The sequence below is a fragment of the Psychrobacter sp. JCM 18901 genome, from assembly GCF_000586435.1.
Lineage (GTDB): Bacteria > Pseudomonadota > Gammaproteobacteria > Pseudomonadales > Moraxellaceae > Psychrobacter.
The window spans coordinates 151561-170344 of record NZ_BAWH01000001.1 but is presented as its reverse complement, the minus strand read 5'-3'; the positions used below and the strand labels follow the sequence as shown (position 1 = coordinate 170344).

14 protein-coding genes and 4 pseudogenes are annotated in these 18784 nt (G+C 42.7%); 11 read left to right on the top strand and 7 right to left on the bottom strand.

Translation table 11 applies throughout. The features are described from left to right. Positions 1-147: 147 nt before the first annotated feature. Positions 148-522, top strand: a complete 375-nt coding sequence (locus TT11_RS00810) for a HopJ type III effector protein (protein ID WP_057759243.1) — start codon at positions 148-150, stop codon at positions 520-522. A 140-nt stretch (positions 523-662) separates the two neighbouring features. Here TT11_RS00810 and TT11_RS00805 read toward each other — a convergent pair whose 3' ends face one another. Together TT11_RS00805 and TT11_RS00800 are read right to left on the bottom strand one after the other, a co-directional pair. Beyond that, positions 663-974, bottom strand: coding sequence for a YeaC family protein (locus TT11_RS00805; RefSeq protein ID WP_057759241.1), 312 nt, complete (start codon positions 972-974; stop codon positions 663-665). Positions 975-1029: 55 nt separating this feature from the next. Further along, positions 1030-2031: pseudogene (locus TT11_RS00800) on the bottom strand (NAD(+) kinase). A 319-nt stretch (positions 2032-2350) separates the two neighbouring features. Here TT11_RS00800 and TT11_RS00795 point away from each other — a divergent pair. Continuing rightward, positions 2351-3071: pseudogene (locus tag TT11_RS00795) on the top strand (Bax inhibitor-1/YccA family protein). 119 nt (positions 3072-3190) lie between these two features. On the opposite strand, the gene TT11_RS00790 reads toward TT11_RS00795, so the two are convergent. Continuing rightward, positions 3191-5179 (bottom strand): heavy metal translocating P-type ATPase, encoded by a 1989-nt coding sequence (locus tag TT11_RS00790; protein ID WP_370587741.1) that lies wholly within the window; start codon positions 5177-5179, stop codon positions 3191-3193. After that, positions 5091-5990: a heavy metal translocating P-type ATPase metal-binding domain-containing protein gene (locus TT11_RS16795; protein WP_370587729.1), complete on the bottom strand. Its 900-nt coding sequence runs from the start codon at positions 5988-5990 to the stop codon at positions 5091-5093. The genes TT11_RS00790 and TT11_RS16795 overlap by 89 nt, the downstream gene beginning before the upstream one ends. 482 nt (positions 5991-6472) lie before the next feature. On the opposite strand from TT11_RS16795, the pseudogene mrcB reads away from it, so the two are divergent. The 7 genes and pseudogenes from mrcB to purH all read left to right on the top strand — a co-directional run bounded on the left by mrcB (position 6473) and on the right by purH (position 14549). Then, positions 6473-8918: pseudogene (gene mrcB / locus TT11_RS00785) on the top strand (penicillin-binding protein 1B). A gap of 64 nt (positions 8919-8982) precedes the next feature. After that, a complete protein-coding gene (locus TT11_RS00780) occupies positions 8983-9795 on the top strand; it encodes a tetratricopeptide repeat protein (protein WP_261868767.1) in 813 nt (270 codons plus the stop codon). A 127-nt stretch (positions 9796-9922) separates the two neighbouring features. After that, complete coding sequence (gene prmA / locus TT11_RS00775; protein ID WP_261868766.1) at positions 9923-10849, top strand: 50S ribosomal protein L11 methyltransferase; 927 nt, start codon at positions 9923-9925, stop codon at positions 10847-10849. A gap of 171 nt (positions 10850-11020) precedes the next feature. After that, positions 11021-11242, top strand: coding sequence for an MJ0042-type zinc finger domain-containing protein (locus tag TT11_RS00770; RefSeq protein WP_261868765.1), 222 nt, complete (start codon positions 11021-11023; stop codon positions 11240-11242). Next, complete coding sequence (locus TT11_RS00765) at positions 11239-12279, top strand: DUF3426 domain-containing protein (protein ID WP_261868764.1); 1041 nt, start codon at positions 11239-11241, stop codon at positions 12277-12279. The genes TT11_RS00770 and TT11_RS00765 overlap by 4 nt, the downstream gene beginning before the upstream one ends. 364 nt (positions 12280-12643) lie before the next feature. Further along, positions 12644-12812: pseudogene (locus TT11_RS16790) on the top strand (helix-turn-helix domain-containing protein). Between the two features lie 156 nt (positions 12813-12968). Then, entirely contained in the window at positions 12969-14549 is a 1581-nt protein-coding gene (gene purH, locus TT11_RS00755; RefSeq protein ID WP_201605573.1) for a bifunctional phosphoribosylaminoimidazolecarboxamide formyltransferase/IMP cyclohydrolase, read from the top strand. 179 nt (positions 14550-14728) lie between these two features. Here the strand turns inward: purH and TT11_RS00750 are convergent, their stop codons facing one another. From TT11_RS00750 to TT11_RS00740, 3 genes are all read right to left on the bottom strand, one after another. After that, complete coding sequence (locus TT11_RS00750) at positions 14729-15499, bottom strand: hypothetical protein (protein WP_261868762.1); 771 nt, start codon at positions 15497-15499, stop codon at positions 14729-14731. A gap of 5 nt (positions 15500-15504) precedes the next feature. After that, positions 15505-16602: a SurA N-terminal domain-containing protein gene (locus TT11_RS00745; RefSeq protein ID WP_261868761.1), complete on the bottom strand. Its 1098-nt coding sequence runs from the start codon at positions 16600-16602 to the stop codon at positions 15505-15507. Positions 16603-16955: 353 nt separating this feature from the next. Next, entirely contained in the window at positions 16956-17228 is a 273-nt protein-coding gene (locus tag TT11_RS00740) for an HU family DNA-binding protein (protein ID WP_045445077.1), read from the bottom strand. A 524-nt stretch (positions 17229-17752) separates the two neighbouring features. On the opposite strand from TT11_RS00740, the gene TT11_RS00735 reads away from it, so the two are divergent. Continuing rightward, positions 17753-18139, top strand: a complete 387-nt coding sequence (locus TT11_RS00735) for a hypothetical protein (protein WP_261868760.1) — start codon at positions 17753-17755, stop codon at positions 18137-18139. Then, complete coding sequence (locus tag TT11_RS00730) at positions 18115-18396, top strand: hypothetical protein (protein ID WP_261868759.1); 282 nt, start codon at positions 18115-18117, stop codon at positions 18394-18396. The genes TT11_RS00735 and TT11_RS00730 overlap by 25 nt, the downstream gene beginning before the upstream one ends. Positions 18397-18784 lie beyond the last annotated feature (388 nt).

Here is an 18784-nt window from a genome sequence, read left to right as displayed (position 1 = left end):
CAACTTTTCGCCTTCGTTTGATGACGAAGACTACTTTAATCGCTAAGCTAGCTAAATTATAATGCTGAACGCTCAACGGCTATTACCATCATTGAGCACACATAAATATTATATTGTTTTTTTAATCTGCTCTGAGGTCATTTATTTATGAGTATCCGCCAATCAGATGTATCGGCATTACTTAATGGTTTGAACAAAAAAGCCATTGGATTCAATGATGTCATCAGCTTTATCGATGATTTTTATCGCTATGCACCTGCCCCTTTTGTAAATGGGATGGTACATAATGCAGCCGGTGAGAACGAAGGTAGCGCAAAGATCTTTGGTTTTGCTAAGCACCATGGTCTGAACCAATTGGACACGCTTAAACTATTTGGCGAGCATTATGCCAAGGTTCAAGCAACGCCTAACGGTACCGATCATGCCAATATCCGTAATTTTTTACATTGGGGCTGGCAAGGATTTTTGATGCAAAAGAACCCGCTAACGGTTCGTCCTAGTGTCGATACGACTGCTATTTAATCGTCTATAATGATTAAGCTATTTCTGATAATTTAATTATTGATAATTTAATTATTGATAAAGTAAAAAAAGCCACGCTATATAGCGTGGCTTTTTATGATGAGTGTTTTTATAACAACTATTACAACTTATTTATAGATCTATTTATCACGAAACTTAACAGGCTGTACCGCGCCTTTAGGATTCGGCATATTAGGATAGTGATGCTCGTGCTCGACGTCACATTCAGCACCAACGACAGAACCATCATCTTTTACCGGTTTATGAATATAACCTGTACGCTCGGCTGGCGGCAGATGCTCATGCTCCCATACCATCACTGCTTGCATACAAGTCTCACGCTGCTCAGCGGTAATCTTACGACCGTCAGGCCATTTACCTAGCTCAATCGCCATACGAAATTTATCAACCACTTCGGGCGTTAGACTTGCTAGTATTGTTTGTTTATCCATCTTACCTACTCTCCACTACCATTTTTTGTATCATATTTGGGTCTAATAGATACGCTTATTCATCGTCTATAATATCATCATCGACATCAAGACTGAATTCTTCGGCATGTACGTTCCAGTGCAGCTTTGTACGGCAGGCCTCATAAAAGTCAAACCCAGGTGGGTGCAACAAGGTAAGCTTATCAGGATGCTTACGAATATGTAGGCGCTGCTCTTGCTCAAGTGGCACGCTTGGCTTACCATCTGCACTCACCATCGGTTGAGTACGATTGTCTTCGTGGATACGAATACAGACCTCACTATTACCGCTGACCACAATCGGTCTGCTAGATAACGTATGGGGATGCATTGGCACCAGACAAATAGCATCCATACTCGGATGAATGATTGGACCGCCGCCTGATAAGGCATAAGCAGTAGAGCCAGTCGGTGTTGCCGCTATTAAGCCATCACTATGCTGTCTATAAACGTCATGTCCATCAATTTTCATCTGAAAATCAATCATATGTACGGATTTACCAGCATGCAGTACGATGTCGTTCAGGGCCATGTCTTCATGGATAATTTTGCGACCTTCTCGTATCTCCATCGTCAATAAAAACCGATGTCCAGTTGATAGTCTCCCATCAATACTTGGCGTAACTTGAAGGCAGCTCATCAGGTTTTACGTCTGCTAAAAATCCTAGACGACCACGGTTAACCCCTAATACAGGTACACGGTAGCGTGCTAGCGCCTCAGCGGCATGTAATATCGAACCATCACCGCCAACAACAATAACCAAATCACAAATCTCACCAATCAAACCACGTTTGACGATTTTGACTCTTTCTATATCTGTGAGGTCAAGCGTTGGTAAATTGGCTGTTTGTACATCCATTATCAAAGTCAAATTCATATCATTGACGGTTTGGGCAATCTGTACCAAGCTTTGAGTGACACTACGTTTACCAGCACGGCCCATTAGACCAATACGCTAAAGGCGGGGTTTTTAATAGCGTGGAATAGCTCTGATTCATGTAAGTGTGGCAATCTTGCTGACTGCGCTGAGTTTTCCATAAAACGACTCGGTATAACGGTAAAGTACAAGGTAATGATAGCGATAAATGCGCGCTTAGACTAGCATGTTTATGAATTATCGTTGTTAACTGTCGTAACTGACCCCATATAAAAGCTATCGAATGTTTTACTTAGTCAGATCTTTCTGTTCAGTTTTTCAATTAGCGTATTGAGCGATACAGTAGCTCGATGCGCTAGCCAATGAGCAGTCTAAGGTTGCACCGCAGCAATTGTCACGCAAACACAGTTGACAATAATGGCGGTTTTGCTAAAGTAACTATCATTACTATTTTTATATCTTATTATTAAGGACTTATGTATGGCCAATCCTATTGTCAGTCGCGCAGAACTTGCGATCGGCGGTAATCCAATGACGGTCAAGGGCGTAATTCAAAAGACCAGTTTGTTACTTGGCTTATCAGCATTACTGGTGTGGGCTTTTTCTTTTATGCGCTTATGGCAGGTTTATCGCAAGGTTTTATTACGATGGCAGCCTTTGGTAGCATGATTGCTGCGTTTGTTCTGGCGCTTTTTATTACCTTCAAGCCGCAAAAAGCCAAAACCTTGGCAGTGCCTTACGCCTTGCTAGAAGGTATCTTTTTGGGCGGCATCTCATTATTTTTCATGAGAATGTATCCAACGGTACCAGTCACGGCAATGTGCGCAACTTTTGTCACAGCTGCAGTTATGCTTGGGTTATATCGTTCAGGTCTAGTTAAGGTTACTGAAAAGTTCCGCTCTATCGTGACCTCGGCAGTTATTGCATTATGCTTGTTTATGTAGCACAGTGGGTACTTTCTTTAGCGTTTGGTTCATCACTACCGTTCCTATTTGAAGGTGGCGCTATCGCTATTGGCTTTAGCTTATTTGTCATCGTTATCGCTTCTTTCACCTTGCTATTAGATTTTGATAATATTGATCGCGGTGTGGCGATGGGTGTTTCTGAAGATTACGAGTGGTTGTTCAGTATTGGTATTCTTGCGACCCTAGTTTGGATGTATATCGAATTTATGCGTCTATTAAGCTATCTACAAGACTAATTGTAAGAGCTACTTAACTGTATCTCTGTATAGAAAAAAACTGCCTTTCATTTGATGGAAGGCGGTTTTTTATGAGCAAACTTTACAGACCTGTTTATATTAAATGCTTTTTAAAGAGACTAAGCACGTTTTAAGCGTAATGCATTTAACACGACAAATAACGAACTGAGCGACATACCAATTGCAGCAAGCCAAGGTGGTACATAACCTAAAGCCGCTGGTATCAGGACGATACTATTATAAGCGAGTGCCCAACGGAAGTTTTGCTTGATAATACGTTCCGTCTTATCAGAGATACGTTTAGCCGCAGTGATGGCCTCTATTTGTCCGTTTAAGATAATACTATCACTAGATACTTGTGCTAAGTCTGCCGCACCTGCAATCGAAGTCGAAACGTCTGCTGCTGCTAATACTGGTGCATCATTGATACCATCACCCACCATTAGCACCACAGCTCCTTTGGATTGCAGCTGCTGAATATGGTTGACCTTATCAGTCGGTGATAGTCCGTTGTATGCAGCTTGCATACCTAAACTATCAGCCATCACTAGCGCTTGCGGGCTTGGGTCACCTGTCAACATAACAGACTCGATACCTAGTCCTTTGAGCGTATCGAGCATCGACTGCGCACTATCACGTACCTTGTCATTAAAATAAAAGCATGCCAGCGCCTGCCATTTTTTGCTATCTGTATTTTGATAAGACAATACCACTGCTGAGCTGGCTCGTTGCGCTACTAGATCGATGGTTAAATCATTACTAGCATCTATATCATTGACGCTATTATCTGTTTTATCTAACGCAAAGTCCTTGTGACCGATTCGATATACAGTGCCATCAATCATTGCTTCTACACCGCCTGCTGGATAATGCTGTACGGCTTGCGTCGATGGCAGGTGTAACTGATAGGCCGCCGTCAGTAACGCGTGGGCAATTGGATGACGACTCCCTACTTCTAGTGCAGCTGCAATTGCCAGCAGCGTATCTTTTTGCGCTGTTAATGATAAATCGTCAATTTCGGTCTGGCTTTTTGGTCTTATTAACTCGATATTTAATAAATTTGGTTTGCCATAAGTCAGCGTGCCTGTCTTATCAAAAGCGACATGCGTGATTTCAGCCAGCGTTTGTAAGGTATGGCCACGCGTCGTCAAAAAACCATAGCTTGCCAGACGATTGGTTGAGACGGTCAAGGCAATCGGTGTCGCCAACGATAGCGCACAAGGACAAGTAGCCACCAAGACTGCTACGGTAGCCCAAATCGCTTGGCTTGGGTCAACAATATACCAGCCGACAAATACTAAGACGGATAAAACCAAAATACGCGCGACAAACCAACGTGCCAGCTTATCTGCTTGTTGCGCCAGTTTGGGTTTTTCGCTCATGGCACGATTCATCAATCGATCAATTAAACCTATCTGACTGTCTTTTGGTAAGGCGGTGACGAGCATTTCGAACGGCTGGCTATCGTTTTGTGCACCGCCGACGATATAATCACCTTGGGATTTGATGATTAAATCACCTTCGCCAGTCAGTAGACTTTGTGACACCGTTGCAGTAGAACTTAGCAAGATGCCGTCACTGATAATCTCAGAGCCCGCTTCAACTAAAATGATGTCACCCACCTGTAAACTATGAGCGGTGACCATTTTCTTTAACTCTATATCGTCTTCTGCTTGTGATTGCGCATTCTGTTTGTTGCGTGCCTGCTGCCAGTCTTGAGCGATACGTGATGTGAGCTGATGAACATTGGCGTCCATACGCTGCATAAAGTCAGGCATAAATTCAGCCGCTACACTCGAACCCTTTTGAGCATTATCTTCGATAGCTTCATCTTGTTGAGACGTATTTTCTTTCAGCTGCTGTAAAATATGCTCAGCTGCTGATTTGTCTTCAGCGACTTTTTGTACTAATACCGGCTCAACTACGACCAAATCATTAGCCATAGTCGCAGCTTTTAGACGTGCGTTATGCTCGATATAACGCCCTGCCAACAAAAAGAAAATAAACATGCTGACCGAGTCATAGTATGTCTCTCCTTGCCCAGTGATGGTAGCGTAGAGACTGGCAAAGAAAGTAATAATCAATGCAAGACTGACGGGCACATCCATATTGACTTGGCGGGCACGAATCGCTGACCATGCAGAGGTAAAAAAAAGGAATACCAGCATAAAAGAAAACAGGCGTACTAACAAATAAAGACACCCAACGCAAAAAGTCACGTTGAAATATCAACATGTCGCTATATTCACCAAAATAAAGCGCAACGGCATACATCATGGCTTGCATCGAACCTAGTGCAGCGATGCCGAGACGCAATAGCATTTGATTATTATGACGTGCCAGCATGGCTTCGTGTGTATCTTGGCGATAAGGCTTGGCTTCGTAGCCGATTTCGTTGATGACCGCTAAAATGCGACTGATGGGTAATTTGTTCTCATCCCAAATGACCCGCATACGTTGGTTGGTCAAATTTACCTGACATTTACCAATACCCTCTAGCTCATCGAGACGCGACTCAATCAGCCAAGTACAGGCAGCACAGCGTAAGTTATTAACAGACAGCTCTGCTACTGACATGCCATCTTGCGCGTAAACGAACTGTGATTTTATCTCGTCATGATCGTAGACCTCGAGACGCGTCAGCTGAGTTGGCAAACTTGCCGTACGGTTAATCTCTGAACGGTCAAGATAATACTGCTCAAGACCAGCCTCTACAATGCTTTGGGCAGCTAACTGACAGCCCATACAACACATCTCTCGTGACTGACCTAATATCTCAGCATAAAACGGTGGCTGAGGTACAGGGTCACCACAGTGAAAGCAGTGGTTAGCCAATGGAAGCACTAAGCCTTCGATGATAGAGGTGTCTTCATAAGAGTGATTGGTAGCAGATGATACTGATGATGGGATACTAGACATAGTCGCGCTTACTTCCTTTGACAGGCTTGCTTAAAATGCATTCATTTAAAGCAAACTTGCTTGTATTGACTGTACTGTACGTCATGCAATAGAGCCGTTTTTAATCACATGAATATTACTACTGTTAGTAGCATAGTATTCATAACAAACGGCTAATAGCAAACAATTAGCAACAGCGAATTCATACAAAATACATCGTGAGGACAATCGTAAATTGTTATCTTATATGGCGGTTATCTACCAGATTGAAAGTGACTGACGCTTTATTACAAGTATCGGTATTTTAATAGGGATTATACTATAAGCCATCGCTATGAGCAGTACCATCGCTCATGGTCTACGACCAATAAATGCCTGCGTTGACGATGATAGATTGAAAAATTTGTCAATTTGCGTCATTATGAGGCAGTTTTTTATCCAAAAATGGTGCGACATCCGTGCAAAAACCTAATTACAAGTTACCAGCGTCATCTAAGTCTGCTATGCATACGCTACCCTCGCAGCAGCGCGGCTTGGTTTTTAGTAGTCTGCTATTAATTATCATCATCGCAGGCATGGTGCTGTTGGCACTGTATTTAATCAAACTTGATCGCACCATTACTCATAAGTTTGAGGGTAAGCGCTGGGACATTCCAGCCAAAGTGTATTCGCAGCCGCTTGAGCTGTACCAAGGCGCCAATGTCGATAGAGATACAATGAAGACATGGCTAGAGTTGCTCAATTATCAAAGCAACAAAGCTTATGACCGCACAGGTACCTATCACCGAACAGGTAATACTTACTTTATTCACACTCGCGGCTTTACGTATAGTGCTAATGATAAAGATGCCGAGCAAGTCATCAAAATGACGATTTCTGGCAATAAAGTAGAGTCTATTCAAAGTACTCTGCCTGCCAAAAGCGGTATCATTCGTCTAGAGCCTGTCAATATCGGTGGTATCTATCCCGACAGTAATGAAGATCGGATGGTTGTGTCTTTGGACGAAGTGCCTCAGCCGTTGATTGATGCCCTTATCGCTACCGAAGATCGCGCGTTTTATGAGCACAAAGGGGTATCGGTACGTGGTATCGCCCGTGCCGTAATTAATAACTTTACTGGTGGTGCCAGACAAGGTGGCTCGACCATTACCCAGCAGCTGATTAAAAACTTCTATCTCAATTCAGATCGCACTATCAAACGCAAAGCCAACGAAGCATTGATGGCCGTGCTGCTTGAGCTGCATTACAGCAAAGATGAAATTCTACAGACCTATTTGAATGAGATTTATCTGGGTCAAAATGGCAATCGCTCTATTAATGGTTTTGGTTTGGCATCACAGTTTTATTTTGACAAACCTCTTAATGAGCTGCGCTTAGATCAGCAAGCAATGCTGGTTGGTATGGCAAAAGGTCCAAGTATTTATAACCCACGTCGCAATCCAAATGACTCAAAAGCACGCCGCGATGTGGTACTTAATAACATGCTGACAATGGGCACACTGAGCCAAGAAGACTACGACAAAGCCTTAAAGCAACCGCTTGGTATCGTGGATAAGCCTGCTGAAGGCAAAAGTCAGTTCCCTGACTTCTTAGATATTGTCAAACGTGAGCTAAATACCGTTTATTATTCTGACGACCTCAAAAACGAAGGTCTGATTATTATCAGTACTCTAGACCCTATCGCTCAATTAGCCGCAGACAAAGCTGTTGATAGAAAACTTGGTGAACTGCGCCGTAATAGTAGCAAAACTAAGGATTTACAAGGCGCGTTAGTGAGTGCCAATCCTGAGACTGGCGAGCTAGTGTCTGTCGTGGGTAGTGGTAGTGAATTTACAGGGTTTAACCGCGCGTAGATGCCAAACGCCAAGTTGGCTCACTGCTGAAGCCTATCATTTATATGACTGCGCTTGAGAGCGGTCGTTATAACTTAGCCAGTTCAGTAGATGACTCCCCTATTACGGTCAATCTAAACGACGGTACTGACTGGAACCCTAAAAACTATGACAATCGTGATCATGGCTATGTACCATTTACCACGGCATTGTCTCAATCATATAACCAAGCGGCAGTACGCTTAGGTATGGAGTTCGGCGTTAATACCTTTGCTAAGCAATTACAGCGCATGGGCATCAAAGAAAAAAAATTCCACCTTACCCATCAGCATTACTAGGCTCAGTTAATTTGAGTCCAATGGATATGCTTGGCATTTATCAAGTCTTTGCCACTGGTGGCTTCCGTACGCCTATTCATAGTATCCGTACGGTCATTGATGATCGCGGCCGTATCTTACAGCGTACTGGGCTTAACACTCAGCGTAGCATTCCACCTGAAACCAACTTTTTGACCAACTATGCATTACAGCAAGTCGTCTCAAATGGTACGGCCAGACGCGCCCAATCACTCGGCAGTAATTTAAACCTAGCCGGAAAAACAGGTACAACAAACGACTACCGCGATGCTTGGTTTGCAGGTTATAGTGGTAACTATGTGAGTGTCGTTTGGGTTGGCCGTGATGATAACAAACCGATTGGCTTGAGTGGTGGTACTGGCGCCTTACCAGTTTGGGTAGATTATATGAAACGCCTAAAGCTGACTCCGGTTGCTCTACCAGAGCCAGAAGGTATCGAGTGGTTATGGCTAGAGAACAATTCAGGCAAACTGTCTAATGAGCGCTGTGCTAACGCTCGCTACCTACCAGTAATGTCAGCTCACCTACCAGAAGAAGCCAGCAGTTGTGCGCTGAGCCTGTATCAGCAAGATCGCGCTCGTGAACAGATACAGTTTCAGAACCAGCAAGGTGATATCAATCAACAACGTCGCCGCGAAGGTTTAGAGATTCCAAATGGCGAAGCTGTTGAATCTGAGGGTGCAGAAGGTAGCAGCGAGCAAAGTGAAGGTGATGAAGACCGTGCTGATACTTGGTATGACCGCGCTGTTGAATGGTTCTAGCTATTGAATGGCTTTAATAGTGTTTTTGGTATTTAGCTTTTAATATTTAAAAAAAGGTTTTAACATGATGGTGTCATCCTTACGGACAACTACTTCAGTAAAACAAACAATAATGCTATGGCGTAATAAAATCACGTCAAGCAATACCTTACTTGCAGGCAGCGCGGTCGTTGGTATATTAAGCCTAAGTGCTTGTCAGACGGCACCTAGCACGTCGACCACAGTGCAAACAACGCCTGTTCAAACATTGCCAACGTCACAACCGACAGTACAATCAACGACAACTGCTCCAGCGCCTATCACTGAAGCAAATGATCAAAGCAACTATCCAACCGAGCCTTACGTTACAGTTGAACAGTCCGAAACCCCAAATCCATTAACGCAAGAGACACCTGTATTTACGCCTCCTGCACCAGAAGTGACGCAGCCTGATCCTGTTATCATTGCGCCTTCTCGTAACGACTATATCATCTCTGAACCATCGGTACCGTCGCATAATGAGTTACTTGAGCACGCTAGAAGAAACTCGCAGCAACGTACTCAACAATCTGCCAGCAATAATAGTAATCTGCCTGCGTTTCGCAATTTGATGCAAGTAGGTATCAGTCAGTTGAAAGCTGGCAATCTAACCAATGCAGAGAACAGCTTTACCCGTGCACAGCGTCTAGCGCCCAAATCGTCGGCGGTATATTTTTATTTGGCACAAGTAGCATTAAAAAAGAACCAGCCTCGTAAAGCAGAAGCGATGGCACGTCGTGGTCTTAGCGTCTCTCAGGATAGCAGTCGTAGACGAGCACTATGGCAAGTTATATTGCAATCAGGACAAGCTCAGGGTAACTCACGCGTGGTCAATGAAGCAAAACAAGCACTGCGCTAATATCTGATATTTGCACATTTTAGATTCATTAGTTAAAACACCTATATACATCATACATTTCATTGTATGTAGATTCATCTAGGGTATTCCCTAACACTTATTTTTATTTCCGCTTAAGGTTATCTTTATGGCATGGCAACAACTGCATTTACAATGCGAAAAATCAAACGTCGACTTGGCTGAAGCGCTTTTATTAGAAGCAGGCGCATTATCAATAGCTTTAGACGATGCTGGCGATCAACCTTTGTTTGAGCCACTTCCAGGTGAATCGCCGCTTTGGGATGAGGTGATACTAACAGGACTATTTGATGCGACTACTGATGCAGGTAGTCGTCAAGCGGTTGAGCAATTAAGTCATGAAATTGCTGCACAAGTACAGGCTACTCGTATTTGGTTAACGGCTGTTGATGATAAAGACTGGGAGCGCGAGTGGATGAGCAACTATCATCCTATTGAATGTGCTAATGACTTATGGATTGTGCCTGACTGGCTAACGCCGCCTAACCCTGAAGCCACTAATATCATTATGGATCCAGGCTTGGCATTTGGTACTGGCTATCATGCTACGACTCGCCTGTGCCTAGACTGGCTAACAGAGCAAGACCTAACAGACAAAGTGGTTATCGATTATGGTTGTGGCTCCGGTATTCTAGGGATTGCTGCTTTGCTATTGGGTGCACGTCAAGTATATGCAGTCGACATTGACCCGCAGGCGGTACTTGCTACCAATCAGAATGCAGTACGCAACAATGTAGGCGATCGTTTGCAGGCATTTCTACCAGAAGAATTTACAGAGTACTGCTCGCAAAATGACGTGTTGCCTGTAGAAGTGATTGTTGCCAATATTTTAGCAAAGCCGCTTATTGGTTTAGCACCTTACTTTGCAACACTGATTGCGCCAAAGGGCCGTATCGTTTTGGCAGGTTTGATTGAATCGCAAACTGAGCAAGTCACTGAAGCTTATCAGCCATATTTTGCACTGGATTCGAAGCATGCTTTTACTGCACAAGAAGACCAACATTGGCAGCGTTTATCAGGTACATTTACCAGCTAGCAACATTTAATTACATCTGTTACGATAGAGGCAGTCAAATGTTACGTGTTTGACGCCACTCTGTCTTTGCCCATAATTCATCGAAATTAAATAAGTGAAATGAGTATTGTGGGCAGCTATTGGTGAGTGGCTAAGCGGTATTGATAACCATACTTTTTTGGATTCGCCTCTATGACCACACCAATAAAAACCCAATGCCCCCATTGCCAAGCTTGCTATAGCGTTAAACAAACTCAACTAAATCAAGTCAATGCTACCATCAGCTGTGATCGGTGCCAGCAAAGTTTTTTGGTCAATAAGCATCTTGTGGTAAATTCTGAGGTTATTCAAAAACCAACACCACAAAAAAAACATTCCTGCTCAACAAAAAAACTCAAGCTCAACCAATATTGAACGAGCAAAAAGCGTCTACTAGTAGTAATCAGCATAAACTTCAAAATGTGCCAAATCGCCCTACACCTTCAATCAATAAGAAAAAGCCATCCGATAATTTGATTTATGATGGTTTAATCCATGATGATATGGATATAGACGATCCAGAAGAAGATGTTCAAGAGTATGACTCTTTAGATAGCATGGATGCATGGTTAACCCAAGCCAGTAATACCAGTCCTAGCGTAGCAACCACAGAAAAACCAAAAGCGCCCTCTTCTAAAGAAACTATCAAAAGCCCTAATCCATCAATAAAGAAACCATCTACTAGTACAATATCAGCATCAGCACAGAACATGCTCAGCTCGGCAGCGGCCAATGATATTCATGCCAATGTTGAGAGTACTGATAACAATTCATGGCTGCAAAAACTATTAGAAGAACAAAATCAAGCCGAAGAAACACCACCAGATGACACAGACTTATCACAGCTTCTATCTGATATGGGAGTACCCATTAAAGATGAAGAGCCTGTTGCCGACGATCGTTTAAGAAAAACCCAGCTACCGTTTGCACCAACCCAAACGACACGTTCAATTGCATCACTATTATGGATATTAGGTTGTTTGGTCTTAGCACTGCTACTCGCGGCACAGTATGTTATTTTTAATTTAGAAAATTTAGTCAAAAACCCAGCCTATGCTCAGCGTCTCCAATCGATATGCTCTGTCGCTGCCTGCAGCTTGCCCAGTGCAGATTTATCAGCGCTTACCATCAGCAATACCTTTCATAGAAGCAGTCAGATTAAAACTGCTGGTACATTTAGCGATATAGGCGCTACTCTAAGTAATGGCAGCCCGCAATCACAACTATACCCAAATGTAAAAATAAGCGTTTACGGTAGAAATGAGCTTATTGGAGAGTTTATTGCAGATCCAAACGATTATTTATTAGGCAAGCAAAGTCAGTTAGCTGCCAACACCGATAGACAGCTATTATTTACTATCCCTGTCGCTAATGCACAGATCCGCGACATTACTATGACCGCTCTTTATTAAATTAAGTTGTCATATATAAATAAGCGTGAGTAGAAAATACACCGTAAATTCATTTTCAATTAGACCGTGATAGCCAAGATAACGATGAATCTATCAGCGCTAGGCGATATTAATTTGATATACTATGGTTCTGACCCCTCACAATCAGAATTTTTCTTCATCTCAAGGATATTATTTTATGGCACCTCATGCACAGCATAATGCCAATCATTTTGCTAAAAGCTCTGAGCACCCTGCCGATTATAATAAAGACGAATACCAACCACCTACGCACGGCTTTGATTTTGCTAGTCAACACTATACAAATAGTGCGCAGCAACCTCTACGGGTTCATGTAGAGCGTGTGGTACGTCAGTACTTTGCGATGCTAGGAGATGAGATGCCCACTGATTTATATGAGCTGATTTTGAAGCAAGTCGAAGAGCCTCTCTTATCTGTCGTCCTAGAAAAAAACCAGAGGCAACCAAACCAAATGTGCTCAGATATTAGGCCTAAATCGAGGCACTTTGCGCAAAAAAAATGAAAACCTATGATTTAATGTAACATTGTTATATGAGCTTACCCATCATTGACTATCATTATGTATGGCAATTAAATGTTCCGCGCTTTATCTATCATGATACGGCATACCATTGTCATCATCACCTTGCCAGACGTTTACGTCAGGCTTTTTTTATGGAAAATTTCTTATGAGTACAACCCCACTTGCCCTACTATCGGTCTCCGATAAGTCTAATATCGTCGAGTTTGCTCAAGGCCTTCTCAAAGCAGGTTTTGGTTTATTATCTACTGGCGGTACTTATCGTCTGCTCACAGAAAACAATGTCGACGTGACTGAAGTATCAGACTACACAGGCTTTCCTGAAATGATGGATGGCCGTGTTAAAACGCTACATCCTAAGATTCACGGTGGTATTCTAGGACGCCGTGGTACAGATGATGCAGTAATGAGTGATCATGCGATCGAACGTATCGACTTAGTCGTCGTGAACTTATATCCGTTTGCTGAAACGATTGCACGTGCTGACGTGACTATGAACGACGCTATCGAAAACATCGATATTGGCGGCCCTACCATGGTGCGTTCAGCAGCGAAAAACCACGCTCATGTAGGTATCGTCACTGATCCAGCTGATTATGACCGTGTACTTAACGCGTTAGACGGTGGCACCGAACTGACAACTGCTTTGCGTTATGACTTAGCAGTAAAGGCGTTTGAGCATACGGCACAGTACGATGGTATGATTGCAAACTTCTTAGGTAGCCGTGTCAACGAAACTCAAGAGCCAGAAAACTTCCCACGTACATTCAATGTACAGCTTGAAAAAGCACAAGACCTACGCTACGGTGAAAACCCGCATCAAAACGCAGCTTTCTATACTGAAAACCAGCCTTTAAAAAGCAAACAAGCCTCAATCGCAACAGCTAAACAGTTACAGGGCAAAGCATTGTCTTATAACAACATCGCTGATACCGATGCTGCGCTTGAGTGCGTTAAAGCTTTCAGCGCGCCTGCTTGCGTTATCGTTAAGCATGCCAACCCTTGCGGTGTCGCGGTTGATAATGACCAAGTAGCGGCTTATCGTACTGCTTTTAGCACCGATCCTGAATCATCTTTTGGTGGTATTATCGCATTCAACCGTCCGTTGACGCTTGCTGCTGCAAAAGCCATTATCGACAATCAGTTCGTAGAAGTAATCATTGCACCTAGTATCGAAGACGGTGTACTTGAAGCGACAGCTACCAAGAAAAACGTACGTGTATTGGTATGCGGCGAGCTACCAGCACCAGATCAGCGCGATATCCAACTTGACTATAAGCGCGTTAACGGTGGCCTACTGGTACAAGAGCAAGATCTAGGCTTAATCACTGCTAACGACCTAAAAATCGTCACTGATGTACAACCAACTGAAGCGCAAGTGGCAGATCTATTGTTTAGCTGGAACGTAGCAAAATACGTCAAATCTAATGCCATTGTCTACGCAAAAGGCCAACGTACTATCGGTGTTGGCGCGGGCCAAATGAGCCGCGTTAACTCAGCACGTATTGCTGCTATCAAAGCAGAACATGCTGGACTCGCAACTGAAGGTGCTGTTATGGCATCAGATGCGTTCTTCCCTTTCCGTGATGGCATCGACAATGCTGCTGAAGTAGGTATCTCTGCTATCATTCAGCCAGGTGGCTCTATGCGTGATGACGAGACCATTGCTGCTGCTAATGAGCATGGTATCGCGATGGTATTTACTGGCATGCGCCATTTCCGCCATTAAACAATCACTTATTAGTGTAAGACTGGGATTAGTCGCAGCAATTGTATTTGTTACTGCGACTAATTTTCAGCTTCTATAGTATTCGTGATAATTGTCGTTAACTCATCATCCAAAAAAGCCACTGCATCAATCGATACAGTGGCTTTTTTAATAGCTAAGAATAACGAACTAGCAAATACTTAGCGTCCTTGTGCGTTTGCCATGTTGCTTTCATTAATCTCAACCGTATATACCATACGTAGATAGTCCAAATAGTCTTGCAACTGGTCTTGGCCTAAATTGTCACGGATAATACTAGCTGTTTGCGCTCGTTGCATATCAGACAGTGGTGACTGCTGCTCAGTTTTAATACGGTCTCCAACCAGTAGCGTTGCACCCATCTCAGTCTCACTAGCAATCGCGACGACGCCATTATCAGCGGCTTGCTGGCTAAAGGCCAATCCACGCTCTTTGTCCGTTAACTGTGTCGTTTGACGGTTAATCTCACCCAGTGCTTGGAAGCTTACCGACTGCTTACTTATATCAGCTGGCGTCTTGATACCAGCAGCCAATGCTTTAGCATCTTTTAAAGCTAATGCTGTCGCTTTCTGCTGACGGAGTATTTGAGTGATTCTTGGAGTTGCATTTGCCAAAGCAAGCGTCTTAGTAGGACGATAATTGCTTGGCTGTAACCATACGGTACCGTTGCCAACTTCTACACCTGCCGTTACCGCTTGATCTTGAATAGTAAACTCATCAAATGCCTGTTTAACGACTGCTGGTTGCGGCAGTGCTGATTTGTTATTCAATTTACGATAATCTTTGATACGCTTTAAACTGACGTTTTCTTGCTGTGCAATATCTTCGATACTGAAACCATCTGCCGCCAAATCATTGATTGATGTCACTTTATCAGCATAGACTTCCTGACGTTTATATTCTTTTGCTTTCGCAGTCAGCTCATCACGCATACTGTCTAGGCTTGGAGTCTTTTTGCCATTGTCTTCAGTAACCGTAAATATCTGATAACCAAAGCTGGTTTGATAGGCGCAGTCACATCACCAACGCTCAACCCTTCTAGTGCCTCTTGCACAGTATCTGCATCACTGCCAAACACTGACGGATTAAAGCGTCCGATATCACCACCTGTTTCACCTGATGGATCATCCGACTCTGCTTTAGCAAGCGCAGCAAACGCTTCACCTTTATTCAGACGTGCTTTCACTTTGTCGGCTCTTGTCTTAGCATCTTTACCAGTAAACAGAATCTGACTGACTTTACGCTCATCAGTAGCCGCGATGCTCTGCTTATATGCTTCGTACTGTTGCTGCAACTCTTCTGCGGTTACTTCATCAACCTTAATAGTTTGCGGGCTGAGCTGGATATACGCCAAGTCAACCATCGCTGCACTTTTCAATGTGTCTTTGTTAGCATCATAATATGATTGAATGTCTGCTTTGCTAAGCTTAACTTTGTCAGCATAATCTTGCCAATTAAAACGATGTACCCAAACGTTGCGCGATTCAAGTTGCAAATCAATCAATTGACTGACCGCTTGCATGGGATAGACGGCCGTACCAACGATACTGGCATTTAATTGATCCAAGCTTAACTGATTGCGAAATTCTGCAAATAGCTGGTTTTTGGTCATGCCGCGCTGACGCAAAAAGTTTGAGAACTGATCGTTTGAAAAGTTACCTTCTGCATCTTGGAATATTTCTTCTTGACGCAGCAGACGATTGATCGTGTCGTCAGACACGGTCATACCAAGCTTGCCTGCTTGCTGCTCTAACAACGTACGGTCGATTAGACCTTTTAATACTTGCTCATGAAGCACATCTTCATTCAATAAGCTGGCATCTTCGACTTGCTCTAGTACTTCAGAACGACGGCTATTGACAGCAGTTTGATACTCGGACAGTCCTACGCTTGCCTCACCTACCTGCGCAATCTGGTTGGGATCGACGTTGCCGCCAAAATAGCTTTCGACACCCAAGAGAGCGAGCGGCGATAGGCATAAAATCAATAAAATGCGACCTGGCCAGCTTTTTAAGAAATCGCGCAATTTATCCATAGTTATCTCTGCTTTATTAACCTATATTGATGAAAAACCATTGTAATACTGTTAGGAGCTGTTGAGTGCAACCTGCCAACATCAGTGCTATCTAAGCTAGCAATGGTAAGAGTAAGAGCGTATGCATTTTATAGTAAAAAAACAAAATTTACTAAAGAAATCTGACTTAAATGACACACCTATCCCGCGCCCTATGATACGTGATTTTTCATGCAGACTCAAAATATTCACGACGCATGATACAAACTATAGCGATAAAAAAAGCACCTAAATATTAGGTGCTCTCTTCGATGGTTAGCTCATTACTTCAGCTATAGACCACCGACTATCATTTTATGCTTAAAAAAATCGGCTTAGTTCAAGCGCTCTTTTAAGTTTTTACCAGCTTTGAAGCTTGGTACTTTGCTTGCTGGAATGCTTAGCTCTTCACCAGTCTTAGGGTTGCGACCAGTGCGTGCTTTGCGATCTTTTACACTGAAAGTACCAAAGCCAACTAATGAGATGCTATCGCCAGCTTCTAGCGCTTCGCCAACACTTTCCATAACAGCGTTTAGTGCATCACCAGCTTGGGTTTTATTTAGACCACTTTTGTCTGCGATGCTATCAATTAATTCTGACTTATTCATAAAATTTCCTTCAAGTTTAAGGGGGTAATAAATGCTCACGCCAAGTATTGTAACGCTCTCATGGTGCTTACGCAATAAAAACTACCTAACTGGCGCATTAACAGGTTCTTCTTTGTTATCGTCTTTATATCAAGGCAGCATAAGGAGCGCAAGCGATTTTACATATTTTTGTGCTCTACACTACGTATTTGACACCTAATGTTACGCAAAGCGTTAGGAATTTATATATAAGTGGCTCTGAATAACTGAGACGATTGGCTTTCCTATTTTCTACGCTTTGAAAGATTTGTCAATTGCCGTCTGTGCATTGCTATACATTAAGTTTGTATATTACTGGTCATAAATAAGAGTGTCTTTATTGACTGCTAAATTGTAATGTAATAGTTTAGCCACTACAGAAACTAGCGTTACTTTTTATTATAAAGACGTTACTATAAGCAAAATATCACTGCAAGACTTGGGCAAATACAGACTTCTGTTTGCTCAATATCTAAAACTTGCTAAATAAAAAACGGATTACTTACATGAAGCGTTCTACGTTGTCTCACTCTTTTCTTAATATCATTTTAGTATTTATCGAGTCGGCGCTGACATTATTGTTACGTTTGGATCCTGAACTGCGTAAGGCCGCTTATCCGCTTGCTAAGCAAGGCACCGTGGTGGCGCTTCGCCTGTATTTACCACATGTAGAAGTATTTGCCACCTTTAGTACCAAGGGCGTGTTACTAGATGCCAGCTGCCGATTGGTCGTAGTGAGCCTGACGTGGTTATCAACGCCTATAGCATTCAAGTTATCAACGCCATCACGACTCATGATAGCGAAACCACCGAAAAGCTACAGATGCGCGGTGAGTCGATTCAAGTACAACTGGTCAAACAGTTTATTATGCAGCTTGGGCTTGGCAGCTTGATTCAGGGGCTGATCAAAAAGATAAAGGGTGGTAAAGCCAAAACCAAACCTACAGAAGCTGACTTGGAAGAAAAAAAGAACAACTACAAACTTCGTATTAAAGAACAGCAAACACAGATTAATACCTTGACCATTAAAAATCGTGAACTTGAAACAACCGTAAAAGAGCTTCAAAGCAAGCAAAAGACACTGATGATTGTCACTGTTGTCGCCCTCGTCATTATGATCGGTTCAGTCATCGCACTATTGATGAATTAGTTTTGGTTCGCTGAATTACCTATAAATAAGCGTTCAATGTCTTCTATAGATATTGAACGCTTATTTTTTACTTCATTAAATATATTTGTAGCAGACGAATTAAGCTACTTATGTCTCACTCATATATCTCTTCTAAACATCATTGTTTTTATCAATTACAGCAATAAGCTTGATTAACCATTGAACCACACTTTAATCTTGACTAAATTACTCGGGATTAAGTATAATTACCTTAATCGTTGCACACATCGGGTTAATCATCTGTTGTTCAATAACGATAAGACAAAACTTAGCTGACGTATTATTGGTTGCTCTTTTTATCTTATGAGTACTTATTAAGACTTTTAGCTAAGATCGTTGTTAAACATAAATGACATTAAGTTTGGAG